The organism is Photobacterium kishitanii (genome assembly GCF_003026355.1).
Classification (GTDB): domain Bacteria; phylum Pseudomonadota; class Gammaproteobacteria; order Enterobacterales; family Vibrionaceae; genus Photobacterium; species Photobacterium kishitanii.
The window spans coordinates 1-26,188 of the sequence record NZ_PYON01000015.1; the positions used below are offsets into that span (position 1 = coordinate 1).

At 36.3% G+C, this 26,188-nt stretch carries 18 protein-coding genes and 1 pseudogene; 10 read left to right on the plus strand and 9 right to left on the minus strand.

Annotated elements, in window-relative coordinates; translation table 11 throughout:
• Both C0W29_RS21785 and C0W29_RS15705 read right to left on the minus strand, forming a co-directional pair.
• Positions 1 to 892 (minus strand): annotated as a pseudogene (locus tag C0W29_RS21785) (hybrid sensor histidine kinase/response regulator); the annotation flags it as partial.
• 10 nt (positions 893 to 902) lie between these two features.
• A complete protein-coding gene (locus C0W29_RS15705) occupies positions 903 to 2,102 on the minus strand; it encodes an acyl-homoserine-lactone synthase (protein ID WP_052671677.1) in 1,200 nt (399 codons plus the stop codon).
• 274 nt (positions 2,103 to 2,376) lie between these two features.
• On the opposite strand from C0W29_RS15705, the gene C0W29_RS15710 reads away from it, so the two are divergent.
• Positions 2,377 to 3,849 (plus strand): C69 family dipeptidase, encoded by a 1,473-nt coding sequence (locus C0W29_RS15710; RefSeq protein WP_045045306.1) that lies wholly within the window; start codon positions 2,377 to 2,379, stop codon positions 3,847 to 3,849.
• A gap of 73 nt (positions 3,850 to 3,922) precedes the next feature.
• Here C0W29_RS15710 and C0W29_RS15715 read toward each other — a convergent pair whose 3' ends face one another.
• On the minus strand, positions 3,923 to 5,029 hold the full coding sequence (locus C0W29_RS15715; protein ID WP_045045305.1) for a linear amide C-N hydrolase: 1,107 nt from the start codon (positions 5,027 to 5,029) through the stop codon (positions 3,923 to 3,925).
• A 412-nt stretch (positions 5,030 to 5,441) separates the two neighbouring features.
• Here C0W29_RS15715 and C0W29_RS15720 point away from each other — a divergent pair, with 412 nt between their 5' ends.
• Both C0W29_RS15720 and C0W29_RS15725 read left to right on the plus strand, forming a co-directional pair.
• The gene (locus C0W29_RS15720) at positions 5,442 to 6,335 is read left to right on the plus strand and encodes a LysR family transcriptional regulator (RefSeq protein WP_045045304.1); all 894 of its coding nucleotides are present in this window, start codon (positions 5,442 to 5,444) and stop codon (positions 6,333 to 6,335) included.
• 316 nt (positions 6,336 to 6,651) lie between these two features.
• Positions 6,652 to 6,843: a hypothetical protein gene (locus C0W29_RS15725; RefSeq protein WP_045045303.1), complete on the plus strand. Its 192-nt coding sequence runs from the start codon at positions 6,652 to 6,654 to the stop codon at positions 6,841 to 6,843.
• 82 nt (positions 6,844 to 6,925) lie between these two features.
• On the opposite strand, the gene C0W29_RS15730 is transcribed toward C0W29_RS15725, so the two are convergent.
• Both C0W29_RS15730 and feoB read right to left on the minus strand, forming a co-directional pair.
• Positions 6,926 to 7,177 carry a FeoC-like transcriptional regulator gene (locus C0W29_RS15730; RefSeq protein WP_045042901.1) on the minus strand — a complete coding sequence of 84 codons (252 nt, stop codon included), beginning with the start codon at positions 7,175 to 7,177 and terminating at the stop codon, positions 6,926 to 6,928.
• Positions 7,177 to 9,516, minus strand: coding sequence for a Fe(2+) transporter permease subunit FeoB (feoB, locus tag C0W29_RS15735; RefSeq protein ID WP_045045302.1), 2,340 nt, complete (start codon positions 9,514 to 9,516; stop codon positions 7,177 to 7,179). The genes C0W29_RS15730 and feoB overlap by 1 nt, the downstream gene beginning before the upstream one ends.
• A gap of 595 nt (positions 9,517 to 10,111) precedes the next feature.
• Here feoB and C0W29_RS15740 point away from each other — a divergent pair.
• Both C0W29_RS15740 and eno read left to right on the plus strand, forming a co-directional pair.
• Complete coding sequence (locus C0W29_RS15740; protein WP_036791657.1) at positions 10,112 to 10,315, plus strand: hypothetical protein; 204 nt, start codon at positions 10,112 to 10,114, stop codon at positions 10,313 to 10,315.
• A 446-nt stretch (positions 10,316 to 10,761) separates the two neighbouring features.
• Positions 10,762 to 12,048 (plus strand): phosphopyruvate hydratase, encoded by a 1,287-nt coding sequence (gene eno / locus C0W29_RS15745; protein ID WP_045045301.1) that lies wholly within the window; start codon positions 10,762 to 10,764, stop codon positions 12,046 to 12,048.
• Between the two features lie 69 nt (positions 12,049 to 12,117).
• On the opposite strand, the gene C0W29_RS15750 is transcribed toward eno, so the two are convergent.
• Positions 12,118 to 13,035: a LysR family transcriptional regulator gene (locus C0W29_RS15750; protein WP_107174119.1), complete on the minus strand. Its 918-nt coding sequence runs from the start codon at positions 13,033 to 13,035 to the stop codon at positions 12,118 to 12,120.
• A gap of 195 nt (positions 13,036 to 13,230) precedes the next feature.
• Here C0W29_RS15750 and C0W29_RS15755 point away from each other — a divergent pair, with 195 nt between their 5' ends.
• The gene (locus C0W29_RS15755) at positions 13,231 to 14,913 is read left to right on the plus strand and encodes an alpha-keto acid decarboxylase family protein (RefSeq protein ID WP_045045299.1); all 1,683 of its coding nucleotides are present in this window, start codon (positions 13,231 to 13,233) and stop codon (positions 14,911 to 14,913) included.
• A 63-nt stretch (positions 14,914 to 14,976) separates the two neighbouring features.
• On the opposite strand, the gene C0W29_RS15760 is transcribed toward C0W29_RS15755, so the two are convergent.
• The 3 genes from C0W29_RS15760 to uhpT form a co-directional block, all read right to left on the minus strand.
• Entirely contained in the window at positions 14,977 to 16,311 is a 1,335-nt protein-coding gene (locus tag C0W29_RS15760) for a DUF1501 domain-containing protein (RefSeq protein WP_052671676.1), read from the minus strand.
• A 5-nt stretch (positions 16,312 to 16,316) separates the two neighbouring features.
• Positions 16,317 to 17,867 carry a DUF1800 domain-containing protein gene (locus C0W29_RS15765; RefSeq protein WP_045042896.1) on the minus strand — a complete coding sequence of 517 codons (1,551 nt, stop codon included), beginning with the start codon at positions 17,865 to 17,867 and terminating at the stop codon, positions 16,317 to 16,319.
• A 359-nt stretch (positions 17,868 to 18,226) separates the two neighbouring features.
• Positions 18,227 to 19,615 carry a hexose-6-phosphate:phosphate antiporter gene (uhpT, locus tag C0W29_RS15770; RefSeq protein ID WP_036792957.1) on the minus strand — a complete coding sequence of 463 codons (1,389 nt, stop codon included), beginning with the start codon at positions 19,613 to 19,615 and terminating at the stop codon, positions 18,227 to 18,229.
• Positions 19,616 to 20,742: 1,127 nt separating this feature from the next.
• Between uhpT and C0W29_RS15775 the strand changes: the two genes are divergently transcribed.
• From C0W29_RS15775 to C0W29_RS15790, 4 genes are all read left to right on the plus strand, one after another.
• Positions 20,743 to 21,510 (plus strand): AraC family transcriptional regulator, encoded by a 768-nt coding sequence (locus C0W29_RS15775; protein ID WP_045042895.1) that lies wholly within the window; start codon positions 20,743 to 20,745, stop codon positions 21,508 to 21,510.
• A 227-nt stretch (positions 21,511 to 21,737) separates the two neighbouring features.
• Positions 21,738 to 24,881 carry a bifunctional proline dehydrogenase/L-glutamate gamma-semialdehyde dehydrogenase PutA gene (gene putA / locus C0W29_RS15780; protein WP_045045298.1) on the plus strand — a complete coding sequence of 1,048 codons (3,144 nt, stop codon included), beginning with the start codon at positions 21,738 to 21,740 and terminating at the stop codon, positions 24,879 to 24,881.
• Between the two features lie 13 nt (positions 24,882 to 24,894).
• Complete coding sequence (locus tag C0W29_RS15785; RefSeq protein WP_036791634.1) at positions 24,895 to 25,590, plus strand: aldehyde dehydrogenase family protein; 696 nt, start codon at positions 24,895 to 24,897, stop codon at positions 25,588 to 25,590.
• A gap of 174 nt (positions 25,591 to 25,764) precedes the next feature.
• The gene (locus C0W29_RS15790; protein ID WP_036791632.1) at positions 25,765 to 26,130 is read left to right on the plus strand and encodes a SpoIIAA family protein; all 366 of its coding nucleotides are present in this window, start codon (positions 25,765 to 25,767) and stop codon (positions 26,128 to 26,130) included.
• The last annotated feature ends 58 nt before the right edge of the window (positions 26,131 to 26,188 follow it).

A 26,188-nucleotide genomic window follows, 5' to 3' on the forward strand; every position in this document is an offset into this window, starting at 1 on the left:
ACTTCCATGAAATAATAGTACATAGTAAAAATATAATTATATCTTTAGTATTATTACCGATGATAGAATATATTAATAGTAATTTAAATATAAAAACATAGATAGATATCGATATTACACCTGATATAATATTCTTAAAAATCAAATGGTTACTGTAGAAGCGGGAGGTTAATAAAGCATAGCCTATAAATGTAATTTCACTTATTGATAAAGCTGGCGGTAACCATGTTAATGAGAAATCCCCAAAGAAATAAGTAAAGCCTATTTGAATTATTGCAGTTGATAACATAAATATCACTATTCCTATTATCATATATTGTGATTTTATTTTTATTAATTTATCAACGCTATTATTTATTATAATAAAATTATACAAAGTCAGTGTTGCAAAAATTATTAGACTTAAGAAGAATATGGTCGTAGATTGACCGAATATAATTGTAAAATCACTTATATCTTTGATATATATATCTTTTATTATATGGTCAGTGTCTGTGTTCAACAAAATATTAAAGATAAACAATACTGATAATAGACGCGTTTTTATTTTTAAAGCCTTATCTCTTCTTGTTAGTTCTCGTAATTTACACGAAAAAATAAAGGCATTAAAAAAAGCAATTAAAACAGAGATGTTTGATATTAATGCAATATTAATTGCTGTACTCTCACTATATAAAATTAAAAACTCTGTGTGGAAATAACTGTTTGTTACTATCCAGCATGAAATACTCAATGAGTATATAATGTAGTTTTTATATAATGATATATTGTTTTTTTTATTTTTAATCTTGGATAAATAAAAATATCCACTCCAAATTATTATAATCATCGCTATAAAAATCAATAGAGTTGATTTTAAGTTAATTATATTGTGAATAAAATTGTAATCCATATTTTATATTCTAAATATTAGTTCTTGATAGTAATTTGAGCGATTTCTTATAATTTCTAAAAGACATTGTTCTGAGTTTTTTATTTAAATTCGATATTACCCATAATCCTTTGTATGTTAAATGTCCTGTGTCATTAAGATCTTGATTTGCTATTGATATATATTCATTATTGGATAATGACTCATAAAACCGAATCATTAAAGGTTGTTCAATAATCGTATAAGCTAGAGCATATTTTTTAGAGTCTAAAAGTTGATTGATATTTTTTTGTGCTAGGTATAAATAGAACATTGCTTGTAAGCGCGTCCCACTTACTGTTAATCTTAGAATTTCACATACTTTATCTTTATATAAGATATTTTCATTGAAATGCTCTTCGAAACTATTATAACATTTTGTTATTGGTTGATAATTTTCATTAAATAGATTTAGTTCTTTACATATTAAATTTATATTTTTAGGTAAACACAATTCCCATTGTGGCGTTCGAAAAAAAGGCGAAAAATAAAGCCATTGATTAGCATCTTGCCATTGTTGAATTCGTGCCGTTGATACTATGATTGAAATATTTTCATGATTATTTGTTAATAGTAAAAAGTGCTCACCATAGGAGGATAGTTTAATAATATCTAACATTTCATACCATTTGTGTTGCATGACAAAGGTAGAGAGATTAATAAGAACAACCGCATCTGATAATTTCATTGGTGCATGGTGATGCAGTGTTAAATATAAATTATCATTACATGCTATATCTGGAATAATAACAGAAAAATAATCGTCTTCATTGAGTGTCAATTGATGATTATAAGATGTCTGATCTTTATATTTTGATGTGAGTTTATGAATCTCATATTGACACCAAAAAATAGCCCAATTATCAAAATATTTAATTGCGAGTCTTTCTAGTAAATAGTAGTAGCCTGGCCAAGCTTCTATTTCAATATTTAGTGCTTTCTCATAATTTTTGGAGGCTATAACTCCTGCAATATTTAGTATTTGAGTCGTAGGGTCTATTTGTTTTGTTAATGTGATACGTTGATAAAGTATTTCTGAGAAGAACTGATGAGACTGTTGTTGCTCTAATTGCTCTACATTATGTAATAAGATTGATGTAGTAACGGGAGTTACTGGGCTTAGCAGGAGTTGTTCAAGCTCAGATATGATTGTGTTTGATAGTGATGGACTAATGGATAGATGAGATTGCATTATCTGCTGTTCTTGTGATTTAGGATTGCTGATAATCTATGAAAGATTCTACTATCTACAAATCTATCTTTATCTCTTATGCGTGGTAGTTCACATAAAAGCGGTATTTTACTTTCTATAACGTGACAAAATTAACAATAAATACGTATTAACAAATAAATTTTAAATACAAAAATGCCTTTTAATAACATAAATGTGTGATCTAGATCGCAAAATATATTTGCTTTTCACCGTATACATTTAACAGTGTTTTTTATTTAAAGGGCGATTTTTGATGAAAGGATATTATTCTGATAGCGAAGTTGAGCAATCTGAAATAGCAGCGAGCGCTTGCACTACGATTCTTGTTGGTAATCAAGTGACTGTTGATGGCTCGTTTATCATTGCTCGTAATGAAGATCACGAAGCGATCAATGCTAAGCGGTTTAACTTTCACCCTGCAGAAACGGCTCAATTAAATGATTTTCATTCTATTGGGGCGATGGGAAATGATTTTACTTATCCTGCTGCCAAAAATGCGCTGCAATATACCTCAAATTCTGACTTTGATACTAATGGTACCAGTTTTGGTGCCGCAGGATTTAATTCTGCAGGTGTCGGTATCACCGCGACTGAAACGGTATTTAATAATGCTCAGGTTTTAGCTGTTGATCCCTATGTAACCAAGACCGGTATCGGTGAAGATGCCATTGTTAATGTTATTTTACCTCGAGTGCATAGTGCTCAAGAAGGTGTGGCTTTGTTAGGGCACATTATCGAAACTCAAGGGACAGCGGAAGGTTTTGGGGTCGCATTCGTTGATAAAGACGGTATTTGGTATTTAGAGACGGGGAGTGGACATCATTGGATGGCTGCTAAGATTCCTGCCGATAAGTATTTTGTATCTGCTAATCAAGGTCGATTAGTTGATTATGTCGCCAATCATCCTGATTTTATGGCCTCTGCGGGTTTAGTCGATTTTGCTAAAAAACACCAATTACCATCAGCTGAAAACAGTGGTAGCTTTAATTTTCATCGCGCTTATTCACAAGATGTTGAGCATGATAAAACATATAATTACCCACGGGTATGGACATTGCAACATATGTACACTGATGGTCTTACAACGAAAATAGATCAAGGTGAATCATTTCCAGTTTATTTAACACCTAAAAATAAGCTCAGTGTATATGATGTGATGCAAGGTTTACGTAACCATTATCAAGCAACTGATCATGATCCTTATGCTCATTGTAACCCGAGTGATCCTTATCGCCCTATTGCTGTTTTTCGAACAGAACATTCACATGTATTACAGTTACGTCCGCAACTACCAATTGCGATTGGGGAAATTCAATATATCGCTTATGGTATGACAGCCCTAAGTGTGTATTTACCGTTTTATCAAGGAATGACATCTGTTCCTGAAGCATTGACGCTCGGTGATAATAAAGCTGATAGTCATTCTGCCTATTGGAAATTCCGTAAGCTACAAACGTTAGCAATGGTGGACTGGAATCAATTTGCGCCAATTGTGCAGCAGGCTTACCATCAATTTGAACAACAAACAGCCCATAAACAAAAGTTGATGGAAGCTGAATATATGGTATTGCATGCTACTCAACCGGAGCAAGCTGTTGCACTTATTAATGCTTTTGAGCATGAGACTTTAGAGTTAGCTTTAGCTCTGACAGAAGATTTAACTAATGAATTGTTTACTCGATTAACAATTTATACCGATAAGTTATACAATTTCTCAGGTGCTTAAATACATCTAATTATATAAAAAAGGCATATTAAGTGCCTTTTTTATTACATGAAATTAATATTTATGTGGTGTTTTATTTTTTATAGTGACTGTAAATATCACCTTCTTGAATTGTAAATATAGCATTTATATGGTTGTTACTATCTATGTTCATTATATTATCTAACCGTTTAACATTGTGTAATTTCTCAAAATCAATTTTTTTCAAATCAATCTTTAAATAATTCTCGGCTGAAATTGACTTAAAATAATATGCTGGATTATTTAAATCGGATAGTGTTTGCCAATATGTTGCTGCACCACGAAGCTCTTCTTTTTTAGAGGCATATTGACTATACTTTTCAACAAATAATTGATCCTCATCTGGTATAGGCTGGCCTATAACAAAAGCAGCAGAGTTAATAATGGAATTTATATAACCTAATGCTTCTTGTGAACTACGAGGTTTTGGTACAGCGTTTAAATTATTCTTCAATCGAATAAACCGAGAAACAGCTCCTGAGTCGAGTGGTAGATTATTTTTAGATGATACTTTAAATGCTTTTATGTGTTGATCTAGCGTTGGATAGTTAGTCATGACGTTAAAGTCCTTGCCATGATAAATATTTAATCTTCCGTGATATATTTCAATAACAGCAGAATCCCCCGTTTTGTCTTCAATTGCGATATGTTTTGAATCGGTAGGATAAGTTACTGGAAAAAAGACAGCTCTCATTTTTATTTTACTTAGATCATCAATAACTTGCTGAACAGTTTCGTGAGTGTCTAATATATAATTAATCCAATAGTTTGAATCTAATACTGGTCCTTTGATATTATTAATTGTCTGTTCTTTATTAGTAAATGCTTGGGCGTGCGCTGAGAGCCCTTTTTCATTAATTCCTTCTGAGGTAAAGATGTCATGAACGACAGTGATTACGCTACCGTACTTGCTTGTCCAACTTAATGCATCCTTATTACTGCTACCAATACGATGGATACCTCGAGGTGAGATCATTAGTACAGGATCACATGGGTACATAAAATCCATATTTCGACCTACTACTTTTACTGAATCAAACTGATTTAAGAATACTGTACTACATGCATTTGCTGATATTGATGTTCCTAAAATACTAAATGAAAAAATCGATGCTAACGTTAAATTAAGTGTTTTTTTTAAAAGTTTTTTTGTATTCATTATATTATTTCCAGATATATAAAACATTTTCATGATTATTAATTAAAAATATTAAATTAATGGTAATACTGAGATTTATTTAAATTCTTTATGTTTGATATGCTAATTTAATATAAGCATACAAACATATAGCTCTTTGATTAAGTAGATGTAGTGGTTAACTGTATGCCAAATATGGAATAATCACTACTTGTGATGTTATGTTCTAATACTAATGTTTTGAAATAATTGAGATTGTAGAATGAGATCACAAATGGTTCGATTTAGACAATTCTTTTTAGATGGTGTGCTGAATGACTTTAGTTCTAAGAAGTCGGCTAGAGTAGATATATTATTAATGCTTAAGTTGTGAGTATCACTTAGAATGATTATATAGTACTACATACGGTATGGTTTATGTTAGGAGGGAACAATGATAGATATAGAAACATTAAAAATATTAAATGCAGTAGCTGAATTTAGAAGTTTTACAGCAGCTTCAGAGAATCTGTCTATTCCAAAATCAACTATTAGTAGAAAAATAAAAAACTTAGAAGAAGAAACTGGAATAAAGATATTTATTAGAAATACTAGAAAAATAAATATAACTCGAGCTGGGAGTATATTAATTAGAAAATCACAATCAATTATAGATGAATATTGTCTGTTTGTTAACTTTACAAAAGATATGCTTATGATTCCAGAGGGGAATATAAAAATACTTGCACCATCTGAATTTAATATTGGTATACTTAATAGCTTTGTGAGTCAGTTTTGTTGCCGCTATCCTAAAATAAATATAGAAAGTAGTGTACATATTTTTGATAATAGTGAAATTGATAATCTTGATTTTGATGTATTATTTAGCATTGAGGGGGTTAATATTGATGAAAATTTAATATGTAGAAACTTAAGTAAGTTTCAAAGACGCTTAGTCGCTACACCTAAGTACTTAAAACAATCTAAATTTCAAGATACGATAGAACAACTTTTTGAAATGACACTTATTATGAGTAATAAAAAAGCGTGGAATCTATACTCTGATAATAAAGAAATAAAAATTTCCCCTAAAAAACAAATTATTATTACTGATAGTATGCGTTTTGCTTTAAATTTGTCTCTAAAAAATACTGGAATCGCATCTTTACCTGCGATGTTTGTCGATTCATATATTAAAAGTGGTGAGTTAGTGGAGGTTTTATCAAGTTGGAAATTAAAGGAGGATACAATAAAAATAATTTATCCATCTCGCTCTTACACTAATTTTAGTAGTCGAATATTTATTGAGGAATTTTTGATTTTTTACAATGAGAATTTAGATGAATGAAGGTGAGTATTTAGTTGGCTTTCCAGTATATTAACTTTAGCTCTGACAGAAGATTTAACTAATGAATTGTTTACTCGATTAACAATTGATACCGATAAGTTATACAATTTCTCAGGTGCATAAATACAACCAAGCCTATGAAAGCAAAGGCATATTAAGTGCCTTTTTCATTGCATATGGTTTGCAGCTAAGTGTGGTTTAAGTAGCTAAATTGTTATCGCTATGTTGATCTGTGTGGTGTTTTTGATAGCTAGCGTTATAAGAAATAAATGAATTAAGACATGATGAAGACTATACAAATTTGCAAGGATTGCTTATGTATACTCAACACATTGTTTTAAATAATCAACATACTCATTGTCAGGCTACCAATACAACGGATGAATTGGATAAGATGATGAATATTTCTAATGAAGAATTGTCACTTTTTTTGTTAGAACACTATGATGATGGAAACTTCGCTCAGGCTTATAAACATTATAAAAAACAGAAGAATGGTACTGTATAAAAAGTTAAAGTTGCCATTAATAGAAAGACCACCTCGAGAGTGGTCTTTTTTTATGGCTATAACACGAGTTGCTCAATGATAGTTAAAGATTAACTATCGTTATTTGCTCATCACGCCAGCGAAAAATAATATCTTGTGAGTTTGTTTGGCAATCATGGCAAGTTTGATCGCAGACTTTCGTTGCTTCACAGCGATCTATTTTGCCTCTTTTTATTAAATCATCTAGCAATACGAGTAACCATTGCGGCTCACTATTAAATTTTTTGCATAGCTGAGCGAGAGAAATAACTCTGGCTGTTCGTACGGCATTTCTAACGCTAATTAAGGAGGCCATTAGTGACATCCTCCACTTTTATGTTGAGCTGGTGTTGTTGGTATTGATAGTTGCCAATCAACTTTTTGACTTAAATAACGGATGCCAATAATAAAACTTATTACTAGTGAACAAGCAAATATCAACCAACCAATTGTTGCTATTGGGTGGGCTGTAAATGTCGCGGTTTGGTAAAAAGCAATTGCGAGTGCATACGCGACAGCTATCCCCCAGAAAGTAGAGAACCAAGCCCAGTTGCGGCCTATTTCTTTCGCTATTACACCGATTGTTGATACACATGGCACATACAATAAAACAAAAATTAAATATGCATATGCACCGACCATCGAACCAAATTGATTGTGCATTTGCCCCATCGCCGTGGTATTCATACTGCCATCGGCTTCACTGGCTTTAATCGGGTTTTTTAAGGTCGTTAATGAGAAACTGTTTTCAACACCAGTGACGGTATCTTGCCATGCTGTTTTCAGTTCGGTTAGTAGATGGAAGGGTTGCGTACCGTCTGCACCATCAATGATTTTTTGGTTTGCTAATTCAGCGCTGTAAAGGGTATTAAGTGTACCAACGACAACTTCTTTGGCTAAGAATCCGGTGAGTAAACCTACGCTTGCTGGCCAGTTTTGTTGGTCAACACCAAGCGGTGATAATACAGGTGTTACCCAGCGCCCAATGTCTGATAAAGCAGAATTTTGTTGTTGTCCTGGTTCAATTACACGTCCAGAAAATGTAACGCTGTTAAGCGCCATCACAATCATACAGATGGGAATGATAAGTCGACAAGCTTTAACTAAAAAGCCACGGAGGCGACTCCAACTGTGGATTAAGGTCGTTTTAAGGCTTGGCACATGATAGGTTGGCAATTCCATAATAAAAGGAGATGCTTCACCGGTTAAGAGTGTTTTCTTTAATACAAAACCAGTCAGTACTGCGACTAAAATACCAAGTAGATATAGCGAGAACACAATCAAGCTGCCCATACCTTGAAAAAAAGCGGCAGAAAAAACCCCAAAGATTGCAAGTCGAGCACCACAAGACATAAAAGGTGCCATCATCGAGGTTAGAATGCGATCTCGTGGTGTTTCAAGCGTCCGCGAAGCCATAATTGATGGAATATTACAGCCAAACCCAACAATCAGTGGTACAAATGATTTACCGGGTAAGCCAATAGCTTGCATTAAGCGATCGATAACAAAAGCAGCGCGAGCCATATAACCACTATCTTCTAATACCGAAAGGTATAAGAACATTAACCCTATCTGCGGGATAAAGGGCATTACTGTGTTTATACCGCCACCAAGACCTTGGGATAAAATCGCCCCTAACCACATGGGTAGACCGAGATATTGACATAGCCATGCAGTACCATGAATAAAGATTGCAGCTGAACCTTCATCAAAAATAGGTTGTAGTCCGCCACCGATGTTAATCGCAAACCAAAACATTAAATACATCACCAATAAGAAGATCGGTAATCCGAGATAGCGATTAAGGACTATTGCATCTATCCATTGGGTTAATTTATGCTGAGTTGCTTGTTCATGAGAGGTTGATTGGGCGATGAGATCAGCGACAGTTTGATAGCGAGCATCTGCAATTAATAGATCTGCATGTTCATTATATGCTTGAAAAAGTAAATCCTGATAATGCGTTACACGATCAGGAATATCAGTGTTTAAAATATGTTTTTGTGCTGATATGTCTGATTCTAGTAATCTTAAAGCAAGCCATTGCTTATTGTTTTCTGCAATTAATGTGTCGGGGAAATCAGCGCTTAACTGTGTGATTACCTGGCGCAATTGTAGTGGAAAATGTGTTTTAAAAGAGGATGTTTGTGGGGTGATGAGTTGTTTTTCAATCGCGGCTTTTAATGGTTCAACACCTTTATTTTTATTAGCGATTAAACATACAACAGGGCAACCGAGTTGAGCTGATAATGCTTCAGCATCGATAACAATATTTTTTTGGCGCGCAATGTCGAGCATATTGAGTACCACTAGACAGGGTACATTCATTTCAATTAATTGCAGCGTAAGATAAAGATTACGCTCGATATTAGCAGCATCGACAATATTAACTACAAGATCTGCTTCACCACTTAAAATATAGTCGCAGCCAATTTGTTCATCGACAGATCCTTGTTCGTCAAATGAGCTCATTGAATAAATGCCGGGTAAATCAACAACGGTTACCGTTTGGTTATGATACTGATAAGTTCCTTCTTTTTTATCAACAGTTACGCCCGCCCAATTACCAGTACGCTGTCTGGCACCCGTTAAGGTATTAAATAATGTGGTTTTACCGCAGTTTGGGTTACCCAATAAGGCAATGCTATTTGCCATTATTATTTCTCCGAACATAGTTTGATAATAGGAAAAGTCACTAATAAAAATCAGGTTAAAAGTATATTAATGTTATTAGTTATATGGTTTTATTTAAACGTAAATAGATATCAATTACATTTATATCGGGGTTAATAGCAACCGTCAAATATTATTTAAAATCTGCAACGTATTATTTGTTATATAAATCAAACTGTTTAGAAGTAATTATTACCACTTATTAAAAATGGTTTTTTATTTATTAAAGATGATTTTAATTAAGTAGGGTTTATTGTTGTTACGAAAGTTAATAATAATGATAGCGGTTTTTACATTAGATATATGCTTCTATGAATATAAAAACATATATTGCAGATGGAAAATAGTTAATACCATGTTAATGGTGGTTGGTAATCTGATAGTAAGCCGCGATTAAGGCCTGTGTTATGCATCTTAAACGCCGAAGTTTAAGATAAATCGTACATAATTGACCCAAATGTTGATTATTGTGGTTACCTTTGTGACACGGTTAATATTTGTTAACAGTTATCTGCTTTTGAATCTGATTAATCTAGTTTATTATCACTGTGTTTATAATCAGTATGTGAAATGTTTTATGTGGTTTGAAGGCAAAAAAAAGACAACGGTAGTGGATAAAGATAAATTAATTTCTGAAATTCACGAGCTTGTTTTAAAACAATATAGTCAACATGATATTAAGCTAATAAAAAACATAACATCGAAAGGCGGTATTGAACTACATTTTGCTGTTGCTGGTGAGGATGTACTCCAAATGAGTATTGAATCGTCTAATGTTTAACTGATTTTTTGTCATAAAAATCAGCCATAAATATTTATGGCTGATTATAATTCTTTGATATTTACATTCATTAACATTTATTTTCCAGTCGGTTACTATAACAATCTGTTAAATATAACTCTTCTTAAAAATCCAGACATTAATCTTGGTTACAATTATTTATAATTAAACATTGGTTGATATTATAAATAGTATTTTATATTCCATTTATGATTTCCTTATAAATACAAACAGAAATAGTTATCATTTCCATTGTGTTTGTTTTATCTCGGTGTATAGTGAAATTAGATTCTAATATATCTGTAGCGTATTTTATTTTATTGTTAATAAAGATATTTTTTACTGCTATTTATTAACAATAGTATGTTTTTGAAAATATTAGAATTACAGCATTTAAATAAATATATGTAGCAGATTTTCTGATTAATTTTTTTGAGGCTAATTATATGGATTTTTTAATTGATAATATTTATGCTCGCGAAATATTAGATTCTCGCGGTAATCCGACTGTAGAAGTTGAAATTACGTTAGCTTGTGGCCATACCGTTCGAGCAGGAGTGCCTTCAGGGGCAAGTACTGGTTCGCGAGAGGCTGTTGAGTTACGTGATGGTGATATGAATCGATATGGCGGTAAAGGTGTACTAAAAGCCGTTCAACTAATTAATACTGAAATTGCCGCTGCTTTAATTAATATTGATGCCCGTGAGCAAGCATTTGTTGATCAAATATTGATTGATCTTGATGGTACTGAAAATAAGAGTCGTCTTGGTGCAAATGCTATTCTTGGCGTTTCATTAGCTGTTGCTCGTGCCGCTGCTGATGTTTCAGAGTTACCGCTATATCAATATATTGGTGGTTTAGGCGCGAATTTATTACCGGTTCCTTGTATGAATATTCTTAATGGCGGTGTTCATGCTCGCTGGCAGGGACCCGATTTTCAAGAATATATGATTGCGCCTTATGGGGCGGCAACTTTTAGTGAAGCAGTACAGTGGGGCAGTGAAGTTTATCATGCTCTACGTCAGGTTTTATTAGACAATAACCTCAGTGTTGGTGTCGGTGATGAAGGTGGTTTTGCACCTGCGGTTAATTCAAATCGTGAACCTCTTGAGTTGATTGTTAAAGCTATTGAGAAGGCTGGTCTACGTCCGGGCGAAGATGTTGGTATTTGTATGGATCCTGCTTCTAGTGAGTTTTATGAAGATGGAATGTATAACCTTCGTTCTGAAAATCGCCAATTAACGTCAGCTGAAATGGTTGAGTATTACGCGAAATTAGTTAATGAATTCCCTATCGTATTAATTGAAGATGGTTTAGCTGAAGATGATTGGGACAACTGGCCTATCCTCAATAAAACATTAGGTGATCGTATTGAGATTGTTGGTGATGATTTATTAGTTACCAATACTAAATATATCCAAAAAGGTATTGATCTAAAGGTCGCTAACTCTGCGTTAATTAAATTAAACCAAATTGGTACATTAACTGAAACTATTGCCGCAATTCAGATGTGTTACGGCGCTGGTTGGGGAGCATTTGTCTCACACCGTTCAGGTGAAACCATCGATAGTTTTATTGCTGATATGACCGTGGGTTTACGTACAGGACATCTTAAAACCGGAGCGCCTTGCAGAGGTGAACGTGTTGAAAAATATAATCAATTAATGCGTATTGAAGATGAACTTGGAATGGCTGCTATTTATGCTGGCCGTAAAGCATTCATCAATAATTAATTATTGAAGAGCGGTCTTCAAACTAATGCCTCCTAATTCAATTATTAATAGGGGGCATTTTTATATTAGTTATTGACCAAGTTGGGCTAATAAATGATCAACAACCACTTTTGTTTTTAATTCTTGGGTTTTGTTTTTAGTGTAAACAAGCGCCATTGAATGGGTTGTATTAAAGGGAGATGCGGTAAATTCATTTAATACTCGTACCAGTTTTTTTTCGTTAATTGCAGCGATGACCATATGATGAGGGAGTAAAACGATTCCACCATCTTGTAGTGCTGCCTCTAATAGCGCCAGTGAGCTATTACTTGATAACCACGCGGCGTTGAGTTCTATTTTCTGCTTAGTTTTTATTTCTGTTTGAGTCTGAGTCTGTTCAAAATACCATTGAGTGCTAATGTGTCTAAAATGCTGCGCTAGTAGTTGATGCTGTTCTAGATCTGCTGGTTGATGTAGTGGCGCAGCAGTTGCTAAATAGTTCGCACTGGCACAGGTCCAATATTCTATATGTTGTAATGGGCGAGCAATAAAACTACTGTCAGAATAATCTTCAATTCGAACATAAATATCGTAATCAGCGCCATAAGGGTCTAATTCTTCATCACTATAATTAAGATAGATAGTGAGATCTGGCCATTGTTGTTGTAATGCCGGTAGAAGTGGCGCGATATAATGCGTGCCATACCATAGTGGCGCGCTAATTTTCACATGCCCTTGAACGCGTTGTTGGTGTAAAGCTATCTCATCGACTAACTGATCGATTTGCGCACAAATAGCAATTCCCTGATGGTAAACGTGTTGTCCTGTTTCCGTTAATGATAAGCGTCGCGTATGTCTAATAAGCAGTGGGCAATTAAACTCTTTTTCTAATTGTTGTACATGTCTGGAAATAGATGAAACAGCAACATTAAGCTGTTCTGCTGCTGCAGAAAAACTGCCTTGTTTAACTGTTGCAATAAAATAACGTAACGATTCGATAGATTTCATAGCATTAGCTCACGATATTGTTGTAGCTCATATTTCCGTACTGTCGTGCGAAAATATGTAAATACAGATTATTGTTTCGAAAAGTGCAAAACAGTTTTTGAATCTTGGCGCTTACTCTTTTATATAAAAGGGTTAGGATATTTGAACACACTGCTTATTGTTAAGTAGATAATTATAATGATCAAGGCTATAAATATGAAACCTTCACTTACCGTTGTTGAATATCTTATTGAAGCATTAAAAGCGATTAATCTACATCATGTTTTTGGTGTTCCTGGTGATTTTGCCTTTCCAATCAATGATGCTATTTGTAATGATAGCGACATTGAATGGATTGGTTGCTCTAATGAATTAAACGCATCTTACGCCGCCGATGGTTATGCACGAATTCATGGTGTTGCAGCATTAAATACGACTTATGGTCCAGGAGAGTTAAGCGCATTATGTGGTGTTGCTGGCTCTTTTGCGGCGCATTTACCAATAATATTTATTGCAGGTATGCCAAGTTCAAGCTTAATGGCAACGGATAAATTAATTCACCATACATTAGGTGATGGTAAATTTGATACTTTTGTGAAAATGGCTGCTGAAGTAACCATAGGCAATGTAGTATTGAGTGCTGATAATGCCGAGGTTGAAATACAACGCATTATTCAAATGGCGTTAACGACTAAACTTCCTGTTTATATCGGTGTTCCAGAAGATATTGCCTATCTAAAATTAGATAATCCACAGCCATTTGATTTTAGTTATGCTGCACCTAATGAGTCTAAAAATGTCGATGCACTTGCACAAAAAATAGCAATGCAGATTAATGAAGCCCGCAATCCAGTGGTTATGGTCGGTGAACATTTACGTGTTTATAATGCCTTAGTTTCAGCTCAAACGTTGATTGAAACGGCTAATTTGCCATTCGCAACTATGTTTGCTGATAAAGCGATTATCGATGAAGCGCATCCTAATTTTATTGGTTTATATGATGGCAAAGTGATTAATCGTGCTGTGCGTGAGGTAATTGAAAATAGTGATTGCGTGATTAATTTAGGAGCGTTATTAACTGACTTTAATACCGGTGCCTTTAGTGCTGAATGGCCACAAAATACGATTAATGTCTATGGTGATCGAATTGAATGCGATGAGTGTCATTATGATGCGGTGGATTTAGTCGCCTTATTAGATGCTATTACAGTCCTATTAAAGCCACGCACGAATGTTGATTATCCATGTTATATGGGTTATCGCCCAACTCAAGTATCTGCTGATAGTGCTATTGATGCCGCTTCTTTATACCCACGCTTAGAGCAGTTCTTTAAAGAGGGTGATCAGATTATTGCTGAAACTGGTACGGTATCGATGGGGCTTGGCATGGCACATTTACCTAAGCAAGCGAGTTTTCATAACCAAACATTATGGGGCAGTATTGGTTGGGCGACACCTGCTGCTTTAGGTGCTGCATTAGCGAATCCTCAGCAGCGTACCGTGTTATTAACTGGCGAAGGCTCTCATCAATTAACTGTGCAGGAAATTGGACAATTTCATCGTTATCATCAAACACCGATTATTTTTGTTATTAATAATAATGGCTATTTGATTGAACGCATTTTGTGTAAAGATCCGATGATCGCTTATAACGATTTATGTCAGTGGAATTACACTTTATTGCCTGAGGCGTTTGGTATTAGTGATTGGTTAGTGGCTAAAGTAGAAACTAACGCTGAACTTGATAAAGCATTATCAATGGCACAAACAGCAACAACAGGGGTATATATTGAGATTGTGACTGCTGTTATGGAGACCCCAGCTTTGGCTGCAAACTTAGCGGCACAACTTAATCCGGCTCGTGGTATTCCAGTACATGTAATGGCTGTTGAAGATTAAATAAAGCGTCGAGCCTATTCTCTTGATATATAAAGGGAATTCGGCTCGATATTTTAACGATAATTAAATAAATTCAATATAAGGTGAATTGAAATTATTTAAATTTGGGAATATTGATAATGTCTGTGCTTCTGATAAACCTAACCAACGGCATAATGAAGCATTGACTTGATCTGCTGCAATGGTTGGAATAATTCGACCGCTATTATAATTATGTTGGCTATTATTGGTTAATTGTGGCCACTCACCGTAAACATTATTACCGCGTATCGCACCACCGGTCACAATTTGGTGCCCAGCCCAACCATGATCAGTCCCACTCGCATTGGCTTGTAAACGACGCCCAAAATCAGACATTGTTACGCAAGTGACTTGATCATTTAAGCCTGAATCTACCATATCAGCATTAAAGGCACTTAGGGCATCACTTACTTGTTTAAGAAGTTGTGGGTGAAGTCTTTGTTGGTCATGATGAGTATCAAAACCTTCAAGACCAACAAAAAATACCTGTCGTTGTTGGTGCATATCATCACGGGCTTTAATTAAACGACTTACCATATCTAGTTGTTCAGCTAAATCTGATTTAGGGTAAGAATAATGATTCGGATGCTTGGCTAGAATTTTCTTTAGTGCTTCATTTTCAGAGATATTACGTGACATTGCACTTGCATAGTTACGCATATAAATATTGCTATACTGACGTTGGGTAAAATGGGAAAAATAACCATTAAGACGCTCTTCGTCATTCCAACCGGCATATACACCGCTTCCCGCACTGTTGACAACCGTTTGCTGGGCTTTTTTATAACGAAGTAATTTTTGGCCTTGGTTGACGGAAATTAGAGGTGATAGACTTCCGCTCGCACCGAGCATCTCCATCATGCGTCCAGCCCAACCATAAGCATTACCAAGGTTTTCAGCGCCTAATTGCCATAAATCTTGTTGTTGATTATGTGCCATAAGAAATTGTGGCAATTTAACACTATTATTACTGATGTCATCTCGAGTCGTAGGTTGAATTAGCTGGCCTGAATTGATAATAGCTGTTGCATTACCTGCTTCAAATAGCGGTAATAATGAAGCCATATTACTATTAAGACTGAGCGGTACACCATTAGTCGTCGTTAAATTTAATGGACTTAACTGACTCTCTGGCAAGCCCATTTTAGGTCGAGCTGCTTTATAGTCTTGGTAGGCATCACAACCAGGTGTTGGAACGATCATATTATAAGCATCGTTACCACCAAACAGAAATACACACACTAATGTTTTATTGGTACTGTCTGATGATTGCGCATCGGCTGTGGGTATTAGCGATGAGGCAAATGTTGATGCAGATAGGGTCGTCGCACTGACAACGGCACTGGTTTTTAAGAAATGTCGACGTGATAACTTCATTTTAATTAACCTTCGCAAAAGAATTCAGGGGCCGTTGTTGCAATATATATGGCATTAAGAAAACGTATCTTGAGTTGATAAGGTGCTGAGTGGCTTGATAACGCTTTATACATATAATTTTGAAGACTTTTTGACATTAAACCGCCAAAAAAACGTTCATTAATAAGCGCAACATATTCGGTAGTCCCCATCGATAGATCATTAAAATCAGTTCGATCCCAGTGCCATTCTTTATAGTCAGTTTTGTTCCATTTTAATATGTTGTACCACATTCTATTATGTGTTTTACGCATAATGTCTGCCGTTATAATGGCAAATTCAGGAGCGGTCAGGCCTAAGTTCTCTATTTCACCTTGAGGGGCATCTGTCGGCTTATAAAAATTAAAGACTGTTTCAGCACTCAATGCTGCTTGGCCATAAGTCACTTCAGCCCATTGGGTGTCCCACCAATGCTCCCCTGCAGCTTGCATATTTAGTGCACGTAATTGGTTAGCAACCACAATTAAAGGCTCTTTTAGTAGGCCAAAATGTTGATGTTCACCTTGGGTTCCCTGTCCGGCAGCATTAGCTAAGCCTGCAAAAACGTCAGGATCGGTTAATACCGCTTTAATTGTTGCTTGTAAATCGCCACGAATGCCATCACCATTATCAATAAAGACTTCAGCAACACGTTTTATATAATTACGATTAGGGTTACTGGTGACAAATCGTTTAATCAGGTGCACGGCAACAAATGCGGGTGTATTATTATGGTTAAACAACATATCAACCATAGCATCGAGATCTTGATGAGCATCTTGTCCCGCGGGAAAATGAGTGCCCATAACGGTTTTTTCATCCATATCATGCTGGCTATTATCTGCTGACATCGGGTTGATCCAGTCATATACCCAGTTGGGATGATTGATGCTCCAACCACAGAGTAGTCGTGACATATCCTCTACGTCATCTTGATTATAAGTAGGGATCTTATTACCACTTTGATCAACAATGGGCTCGCCATAATTATCGAGTTGCCATAATCCGATAGTGAATAATTGCATACATTCACGGGCAAAGTTTTCATCAGGAAAAGTATTGGTTTGAGGATCATGCTTTTTACTACCAGATAATGTTAAATACTCTCCCATTACTGGACTCAGTGTCACAGCCTTAAATAAGTCACGAAAATTACCAAAAGCGTGTGTCACTAACATGTCGTAATAATTAGCTAAACCTTCATTAATAAAACTGACACCATGTGAAGACACAACAAATAATTGACTCAATGCATAAGCCATACGCTGCCGAAGTTGATCTTCGCCTGTAACGGTACATTGCCACCAAATGCCTTGACGCATGTCATCTTGCGCTCGGCTATAACTTGAACTGGCAAAAAGTACTTTGAGTTTTGGTAGATGATAAGTAGGAGATACAGAAAATTGGTCTTCAAACCAAGCATCAAAGCCATTTTTTTGGAGGAGATCAATTTGGCCTTTTTTAGGACCAAATGAGCCGCGATAAAGAAATTTAGCGCATTGACTACGGTCATCGCTGTATATTTTGGTGTCAGTCATGATTATTCCAGTTGATACTTATATTGTATCAATCTTATGATTATATATATGGATTCTTATGGCGGGCGATAATACTCTGTTTTATTTCTTTAGGAATGGCTGTATTGAAATGCTGACAATTAACTGACTTTTTGTAGTGTTATGTGGTCAAATATTAATGATAACTATAAATAGATATTTAAATTATTGTTATTGTTTGTTTTCTATTTGTATATTATCGATAGTGTTCTTATTTTTATTTTAGTTAATAACTAACTATATTATTAATTAGAATAAACACTCTATTTGAAATGTAGTAGATAATAAAAAACCCTCATAATTGATTTAATTATAAGGGTTTTTTTTATAAAAGAAATTTATTAATGTGCTATTGGTTGTTGTGCTAGTTTTCTTATTTTAATTTCTTCAAATAGCGCTACGATTGCCATCAATACGCAACAAGCGATAGCTGCTGCTTTAATTGCAGCAAATGTACCTGTCCAGCCGTCAAGGCCGAAGAAAGGATTACCTTCGGCAATGTAGCCAAGACCAATTTTTGCAAACGAATCACCAATTAAGTAGGCAAAAGTACCTTTTACACCATCCGCTGCGGCTAAACCTTGCTTTGGTACAAAACCGATTGCAGCAACACCGATCAGGAGTTGGGGAGCAAACACTAAGAAACCTAATGCAAATAGTGATGCTTTATAAGCAAAAATAGAATCGGCGTGTTGGTAGTAACCTAAGGTAAATACTATACCAATCAATGCAATACAAGATACAGCACCACGGCGACCATTAAATAAATCTGACAATAGACCCCATAAACAGGTACCGACGAGTGCACCGATCTCAAACATCGTAAAGCCTGAGTTTGCAACGTCTTTAGAGAAACCTAAAATTTGGTGTGCATATACAGTCGACCATTGGTCAATACCACTACGTACAATGTAAAGAAAGACGTTAGCAAAACAAAGTAGCCAGATTACTTTGTTAAAAAGAACATATTTCTTAAAGATTTCCATCTTTGTTAATTTGTTTTCTTTAACGGCGTTATCTTCTTCAGAAACAGGCTCTTCAAAAATTTCTTCAACAGTACCAAGGCCGTAGGCTTCTGGGCTATCATTACCCATAAAAAAGCCAATAATCGCAATAATAATCGCAATCACGGCAGGGAAGATAAACATACCCTGTACATCGCCGCCAAAGAAGTAATCAGCACCAAACATAGCTACAGCTGCTGCTAATGCACCACCTGCATTATGTGAGATGTTCCAGAAACCAACGCCAAGACCGCGACGATTACGTGGCGTCCAGTTAGTAATAGTTACTACCGAGTTTGAGCCACCACCTGATTGGAAGAAACCAGAGGCTGCATAAAGGATGGTCATCATAATAAATTGGCTAGAGCTTGGTCCCATAACTAAGCCCATACCAAGAATACAGAAACCTGATAATAACAGCCCTAGAGGGAGAATGTTTTTAGCATTCTTACCGCCTGACCAATAATTTAAAATGGTTTTACCAACACCGTAAGTGATTGAAAAACCAAGACCTATGGTGCCAAGTTGCGTTAGGCTCATGCCATAATCAGAAATCATATCATTCTGGGCAATGTTAAAGTTTTTACGCACCAAATACATGGCCATATAACTAACGAAAACTACTAAATAGGACTTTAAAAAAGGAGAGAACCATAGTTTACGACGTTCTTTTGGCGACAAGTCAAGCGTAGGCTTGCGGACTCGTTGAAGTATTGATAATTCCATCGGCTGAATCTCGTTAGGACTTAAATCAGATTTGCTGTAATTAGGCAAATCGCTGCAGCCGAGACCATACAGATACAATTGATAAAGTGATTAAGAATTTTTCCTAGTTTTTTTATGGAATTTTAAATCTCATTGTCAGATCACGTTTTTAAATATTGCAAGCGTAAAACAAAGATTTCATTTTTGGAGGGATGAGGGTGTCGATTGAGCGACAAAGATATAAAAATAACTTAAACAATAACAGCTTTAATTGGCTTAAAACCAAAAAATGTTGATGTATATTATATATAATGCCTATTTAAGAATTATTTTCTACAAATAAATTTATAATTGGAAAATATTAATCTTATTGGTTAATGCTTTATTATAAAAATAAAGCTAACTATATTTATAGGCATTAGTATTAATATAATTCAGCCGTTATATCGAGTTTAGGGGTTATTTTTAATAGCGTGTTGAAAAATAATGGAATTAGTCGATTACTTGGTTTTATTTGTTATTTTTGACATTGATCACAGCTTAAAATTTGCCTATTCATGAATTATCTACCATAGTTTAATTAACCTGCACTGAGATATATTATCGAGCTTACGGAGGAAACAAGCTGTTTTCCATCTAACTCAGGGAGTCAGGTTCCGGTTGTTATTAGTAGACCTATTCAACCCGTTATTAATAACAATCAAGTTGCAACGCGTAACAGTAAGTGAAATACGTAAAAGCTTCTAAGGTGACACTCTTAGTTGTTAACAATTTGGATAGCAATACCGTAAACTCTTGCTTCTTCGTCAAAATATGGGTCCATACATAGTTATCGGACACGCCAAGCTCAACGTAATGAGTGACGAAGCGTAACAAACTTGATGTGCCATGTAAGTACATCGAGCGCAACATCCTAGCCGCACTGGTATAGTGCGGCTTTTTTATTTTCAAAATAGAATGTCTGGAATTTAAAAACAGCTCTAATTATTAATTTTTATTGTTGAAAATATTAGGATACTGATATTTAAGTATAATTCGCTGTTATCCACAAAAATAGTGGGTAACTATTCAGGATTGATAAATTATGGTTGATTGTTTTTTTGCTCAAGTAAGATAGTTATGCTGGGTTGGATAAAGGAAGAAAAGTGATGATGCAAGAGGATAAACAATTAGCTGTTGTTAGTTTGTCACAAACTGTTAGCTATCATCGACATAACTATCATCAAGTTGTTATTAGCTTATCGGGACAATCAGAGTTTGATATTGATGGTGTCACTAATTTGATCCATCCAGGTCTTGGTTGTTTAGTAATGGCTAATTGTGAGCATGCCTTTGTCGGTATTGGCGATAATGAGTTATTAGTCATTAACTTACCGCTAGTATTCGATGATAATAATGAAATTAAACAACGTATTACGCAGTTATTTTCTCGCTCAGGATATTTTTATTTAGATAATCAATCACAGCAATTAATTCAACTACTGACTACTGAAATGAAAGCAAATCCAACCGATGAACTGTTACAGCAAGCATGCATAATGACCTTACTGTGTGTACTGCAACGTCATCTCCATATCCCTTATCGAGAGCGTCAGTCGCAACGCCTTAATATCGATGTAGTTGATAATTATATTCAGCGCAATATCAATCATAAAATTACAGTTGCACAGTTAGCTGCCATCGTTTTCTTAGCCGAAAGTCAATTTTATGCGTTGTTTAAAACTCAAACCGGTAATACACCACAGCGGTATATATTACAAAAACGACTTCAGTTAGCTAAGCAACTTCTGAGCGAGAGAAAGCTAACGGTCGCTCATATTGCACAAGCTTGTGGTTTTGCTGGTCAAAGTAGCTTTTCTCAGGCATTTCGACGGTTATATGGCGTTCCTCCAGCGCGTTATCAGCGACAGCTTTAAGGGTATCTTTTGTTATAGTTTACTTACCAATAAACGTTAAACGTTACTCCTAAATATAGGGCTGGATCTTATTTTGTTAATCATCGGAGTTTGACTACAAATATTTGGAGAAAATAGCAAGACGGTGATATCTCCTCAGCATAATATCTATCAGTAAACAACAATGTTGTAACATTTCCTTGGTGGATAATGTTTTTTATGGTGCAGATTATATTGAGGTATGAGCTATGTTCAATGCAGCTGATGTTCTTCAGCCTTCTTTTATTGAGCAGCCATTAAATCGGCTGTGGTCATTGATTTCTCCTAATTATGCAGTTGATGAATCACTGTGGTTGGCGCAGCTAATACCATTGGCAAAGCCTTCATTGCAAGAGCGTACTTATAGTAAGCAGCAAGCCATAGAATTAATTGCACGTGTTCGTGCTGATAAAAATGCGATTCAAATGATAGATGCGTTATTACTGGAATATAGCTTAGATACTAAAGAAGGTGTTTTGTTAATGTGCTTGGCTGAGGCACTGATGCGTATTCCAGATACTACGACAGCAGATGCTTTGATTCGCGATAAATTAAGTGTCGCAGATTGGAAATCTCATCTTAAAAATTCTGATTCATTATTTGTTAATGCATCAACATGGGGATTAATGCTAACGGGCAAGGTTGTGGCGTTAGAGACAGTGCGTAATGGATCTGCGTCTGATGTTATTAATCGACTCGTTAATAAAATGTCGGAGCCCGTGATCCGTCAAGCAATGCACCAAGCTATGAAAATAATGGGCCATCAGTTTGTATTGGGACGCAATATTGATGAGGCGATGATAAATGGTAAATCAAAGCGCGATCAAGGCCTTAGTTATTCATTTGATATGCTTGGTGAGGCTGCATTGACAGCTGATGATGCCTGCAAGTATTACCAAGATTATATTACTGCCATTGTGGCGGTGGGAAAGGATCGCTATTTAACCACCAAAGGTGCAAATAATACTTCGTCAGATGCTACGATTTCCATAAAATTATCAGCACTACACCCGCGTTATGATGTCGCTAATGAGGCACGGGTATTAAGTGAAATGTATGACTCTTTATTGTCATTATTACATTGTGCACGAGAACATAATGTCGGCATTACTATTGATGCCGAAGAAGCCGATCGTTTAGAACTGTCATTAAAATTATTTGAAAAATTATATCACTCCCCGCAACTACAAGGGTGGGGGCGATTTGGGCTGGTGGTCCAGGCTTACTCAAAACGAGCATTACCGGTACTCGCTTGGATAGCGGCATTAGCGAAAAAGCAAGGTGATGTGATTCCATTACGCTTAGTTAAAGGCGCATATTGGGACAGTGAGCTTAAAATTAGCCAGCAAGGTGGCTACAGTGGTTATCCGGTATTTACACGTAAAGAGGCAACGGATACCTCGTATTTAGCATGTGCTCGTATGCTGTTATCACCCGCGTTAAATGGGGTTATTTATCCACAGTTTGCTACTCATAATGCACATACCGTTAGTGCTATTATTGCAATGTCACAGCATAATAATTTTGAGTTTCAACGCTTACATGGCATGGGGGACGCACTGTATAACCATGTGATGGCGATGAACAATGTGTCGGTGCGTATTTATGCGCCAGTGGGTAATCACAAAGATCTATTGCCTTATTTGGTGCGACGGTTATTAGAAAACGGCGCTAATAGTTCTTTTGTGCACCGTTTAGTTGATGCCGACTGCCCAATTGAAGAGCTTATTGAACATCCTGTTGATACCTTGAGTAAGCGTCAAACATTACATAATAGTCATATCCCTTTACCCTCTGAAATCTTTGGGGATCAACGCCGTAATTCGATAGCAATTAATATTGACATTGAATCGCAATGGCAACCGTTTAATGCTGCAGTGACTGCCTTTGCCGATCATCAATGGCACGCAGTTCCTTTACCTAACAATCTACCCAAGAGTGATGATACCGCGGAAATAATGACAGTCACGGCTCCTTATGATCGACGTGAAGTTGTGGGTACGGTAACTTTTGCCAATCAAGTTCAGATAGAGGCGGCAATATCACAGGCTGAAGATGCGTTTATTGATTGGTCGACAACGCCAGCTTCTGTCCGCTGTCGTTATTTATTGTCGCTTGCTGAAAATTTAGATCGTCATCAGCATGAATTAGTGGCGCTATGTCATCGAGAGGCCGGGAAAACCATTCAAGATGCTATTGATGAAATTCGTGAGGCAGTGGATTTTTGTCGTTATTACGCACAGCAAGCAACCGTTAATTTTGGTTCACCACAACGGATCACCAGTTACCACGGTATTGATCAGCAACTGCATTATCAAGGTCGTGGGGTTTTTGTTTGTATTAGTCCCTGGAATTTTCCATTAGCCATTTTTATAGGTCAAATTACCGCGGCATTAGCGGCGGGCAATACCGTTGTTACCAAGCCGGCCAAACAAACATCATTAATTGCTTATCGTGCGATTGAGTTGTTACTTGAAACTGGTATCCCTGCTGGGGTTATTCAACTGTTGCCGGGAGGTGGTGCGGATATTGGTCAGTACTTACTCTCTGACCAACGTATTGCTGGCGTGGTATTTACCGGTTCGACACCAACGGCACAAACCATTAATCGTATGCTAGCGGCAAGGGAGTGCGCTCCTGTTCCCTTTATTGCTGAAACAGGGGGCCAAAATGCAATGATTGTTGATAGTACCGCGTTGCCGGAACAAGTCGTACGGGATGTGATTCGGTCAGCATTTGCATCGGCAGGTCAACGTTGCTCTGCACTACGAGTATTGTTCGTTCAGGTTGATATTGCAGATCGAGTGATAGCGTTAATTAAAGGTGCAATGGCTGAGCTTAGTGTCGGGCGTCCTGAGCTTCACAACACTGACATTGGACCGGTGATTGATACGCAAGCACGCAATAAGTTACTTGCTCATATTGAAATGTTAACAAAGCAAGCTAAGTTGATCACTCAAACCCCATTAGCGCCTGAGTGTCAATGGGGGGATTTTGTACCGCCAACGGCGATCGAAATTGACAATATTAATCTATTGCAGCAAGAACATTTTGGGCCGATTTTGCATGTGGTGCGGTTTAAGGCTAGTGAGTTATATCAAATTATTGATCAGATAAACCAGACTGGATTTGGATTAACCATGGCGGTTCATAGCCGTAATGAACGTACTTATCTTGCTATAGAGCAACATGCTCGTGTGGGGAACTGCTATATCAATCGTGATCAAGTTGGTGCTGCTGTCGGGGTACAACCTTTTGGGGGGCAAGGATTATCGGGTACGGGACCTAAAGCGGGTGGACCACACTATTTATATCGCTTTACTCAAGACTGTATAAAACCTATTAATCAATAACAAGGAGTCGTTTATGCTGCATCATGAGAAAAATTTGCAGGTATTAATCGATAATAGCGATATTGCAATGATAAGTTGGAATAAGCTTGGTTTTGATGAACGAGCCGCTATTTTGCTGCATTGGGCACAGCAATTGCCGATGAATATTGCAGCGATGGTGAACTTTCAATGTGCTAATGCTCTGCAATATGTTGCTAAACTTGAGTTAATGCCTGGCCCCACAGGTGAAACGAATGAGCTCTATTGCTGTGGGCGAGGTGTGTTTGTTGTTACGGCGTTAAAAGGTATGACTGAAGTCGCTATTGTGGGCCAATTAGTTGCCGCATTGGTCTGTGGTAATGCGGTATTATTGTGCATTGCAGATAAAAAGCAAGCAGAGAAGATCAAAATTCAGCTTGAACAATTAGGCTGTATTGCTGGTGTGATTACGGTAGTGAATATTTCCGATGTTGATGCATTAGTTACCCATCCTCAAACTGCAGGTGTTGCTTATTGTGGCGATCTTAATGGTGCCCAACAACTGGCGCGCCAGTTAGCACAAAGAGAAGGGGTGTTAGCTCAATTGGTTGCTGAGCTTGATGGAGAACAGGTCCCCGTTATCGGTAGTCAGCATTATTGCTTGCGGTTTATTACTGAGCGTACACGTACGATTAATATTACTGCCGTGGGCGGTAATGCAACTTTGTTAGAATTAGGTTGTGGTGAATAAAATATACTCTTTGTTAAGTCGGCGTTTGCAAATGTGATAACAGCTATTGTTGCAATGTGATATTGACTAAAGGTCTGTATTTAGTGGCTGAAGCAATGTTAATAAAAGCGCATAGTAACTAAAAGATAAAGAGTAATAACGTCTCTTGATGTAATCTTGACTAAGGAATTTTATATGTTAACCATGATTGATATTGGCATTGATAACGCAGTAGCTTTTACATTATCGGGCAAAGTGACAGAAGATGATATGAAGCGTGTTTTGATGGATGCAGAAGCTAAAACCGTTGATCACGGTGGAATTGTCATTTATGAAGAAATTGAAAGTTTTTCTGGGATTGAGTTAGCAGCAATTGTTGAAGAATTAAAATATCTGGTTCATGCTGGCTTGAAGCATATTAAGCAAGTGGCTGTTGTTGCTGACGCGGGCTGGATTGAAAAAGTCGTTAAAGTTGAAGATGCTCTTTTCCGTAATATTGATATTCAATATTTTACCTTTGCTGAAAAGCCGCAAGCGATAACGTTCTTACAACAGCAATAAGTGATGCTGTATGCTAAAATTTCCCTTGGTATCAGTAGCGTGATTAACACCGCTATTG

What these genes read in the sequence shown, in the direction of transcription:
- C0W29_RS15705 (WP_052671677.1), bottom strand. Translation starts at nt 2,102, where the DNA reads ATGCAATCTCATCTATCCATTAGTCCATCACTATCAAACACAATCATA.
- C0W29_RS15710 (WP_045045306.1), top strand. Translation starts at nt 2,377, where the DNA reads ATGAAAGGATATTATTCTGATAGCGAAGTTGAGCAATCTGAAATAGCA.
- C0W29_RS15715 (WP_045045305.1), bottom strand. Translation starts at nt 5,029, where the DNA reads ATGAATACAAAAAAACTTTTAAAAAAAACACTTAATTTAACGTTAGCA.
- C0W29_RS15720 (WP_045045304.1), top strand. Translation starts at nt 5,442, where the DNA reads ATGATAGATATAGAAACATTAAAAATATTAAATGCAGTAGCTGAATTT.
- C0W29_RS15725 (WP_045045303.1), top strand. Translation starts at nt 6,652, where the DNA reads ATGTATACTCAACACATTGTTTTAAATAATCAACATACTCATTGTCAG.
- C0W29_RS15730 (WP_045042901.1), bottom strand. Translation starts at nt 7,177, where the DNA reads ATGGCCTCCTTAATTAGCGTTAGAAATGCCGTACGAACAGCCAGAGTT.
- feoB (WP_045045302.1), bottom strand. Translation starts at nt 9,516, where the DNA reads ATGGCAAATAGCATTGCCTTATTGGGTAACCCAAACTGCGGTAAAACC.
- C0W29_RS15740 (WP_036791657.1), top strand. Translation starts at nt 10,112, where the DNA reads ATGTGGTTTGAAGGCAAAAAAAAGACAACGGTAGTGGATAAAGATAAA.
- eno (WP_045045301.1), top strand. Translation starts at nt 10,762, where the DNA reads ATGGATTTTTTAATTGATAATATTTATGCTCGCGAAATATTAGATTCT.
- C0W29_RS15750 (WP_107174119.1), bottom strand. Translation starts at nt 13,035, where the DNA reads ATGAAATCTATCGAATCGTTACGTTATTTTATTGCAACAGTTAAACAA.
- C0W29_RS15755 (WP_045045299.1), top strand. Translation starts at nt 13,231, where the DNA reads ATGAAACCTTCACTTACCGTTGTTGAATATCTTATTGAAGCATTAAAA.
- C0W29_RS15760 (WP_052671676.1), bottom strand. Translation starts at nt 16,311, where the DNA reads ATGAAGTTATCACGTCGACATTTCTTAAAAACCAGTGCCGTTGTCAGT.
- C0W29_RS15765 (WP_045042896.1), bottom strand. Translation starts at nt 17,867, where the DNA reads ATGACTGACACCAAAATATACAGCGATGACCGTAGTCAATGCGCTAAA.
- uhpT (WP_036792957.1), bottom strand. Translation starts at nt 19,615, where the DNA reads ATGGAATTATCAATACTTCAACGAGTCCGCAAGCCTACGCTTGACTTG.
- C0W29_RS15775 (WP_045042895.1), top strand. Translation starts at nt 20,743, where the DNA reads ATGATGCAAGAGGATAAACAATTAGCTGTTGTTAGTTTGTCACAAACT.
- putA (WP_045045298.1), top strand. Translation starts at nt 21,738, where the DNA reads ATGTTCAATGCAGCTGATGTTCTTCAGCCTTCTTTTATTGAGCAGCCA.
- C0W29_RS15785 (WP_036791634.1), top strand. Translation starts at nt 24,895, where the DNA reads ATGCTGCATCATGAGAAAAATTTGCAGGTATTAATCGATAATAGCGAT.
- C0W29_RS15790 (WP_036791632.1), top strand. Translation starts at nt 25,765, where the DNA reads ATGTTAACCATGATTGATATTGGCATTGATAACGCAGTAGCTTTTACA.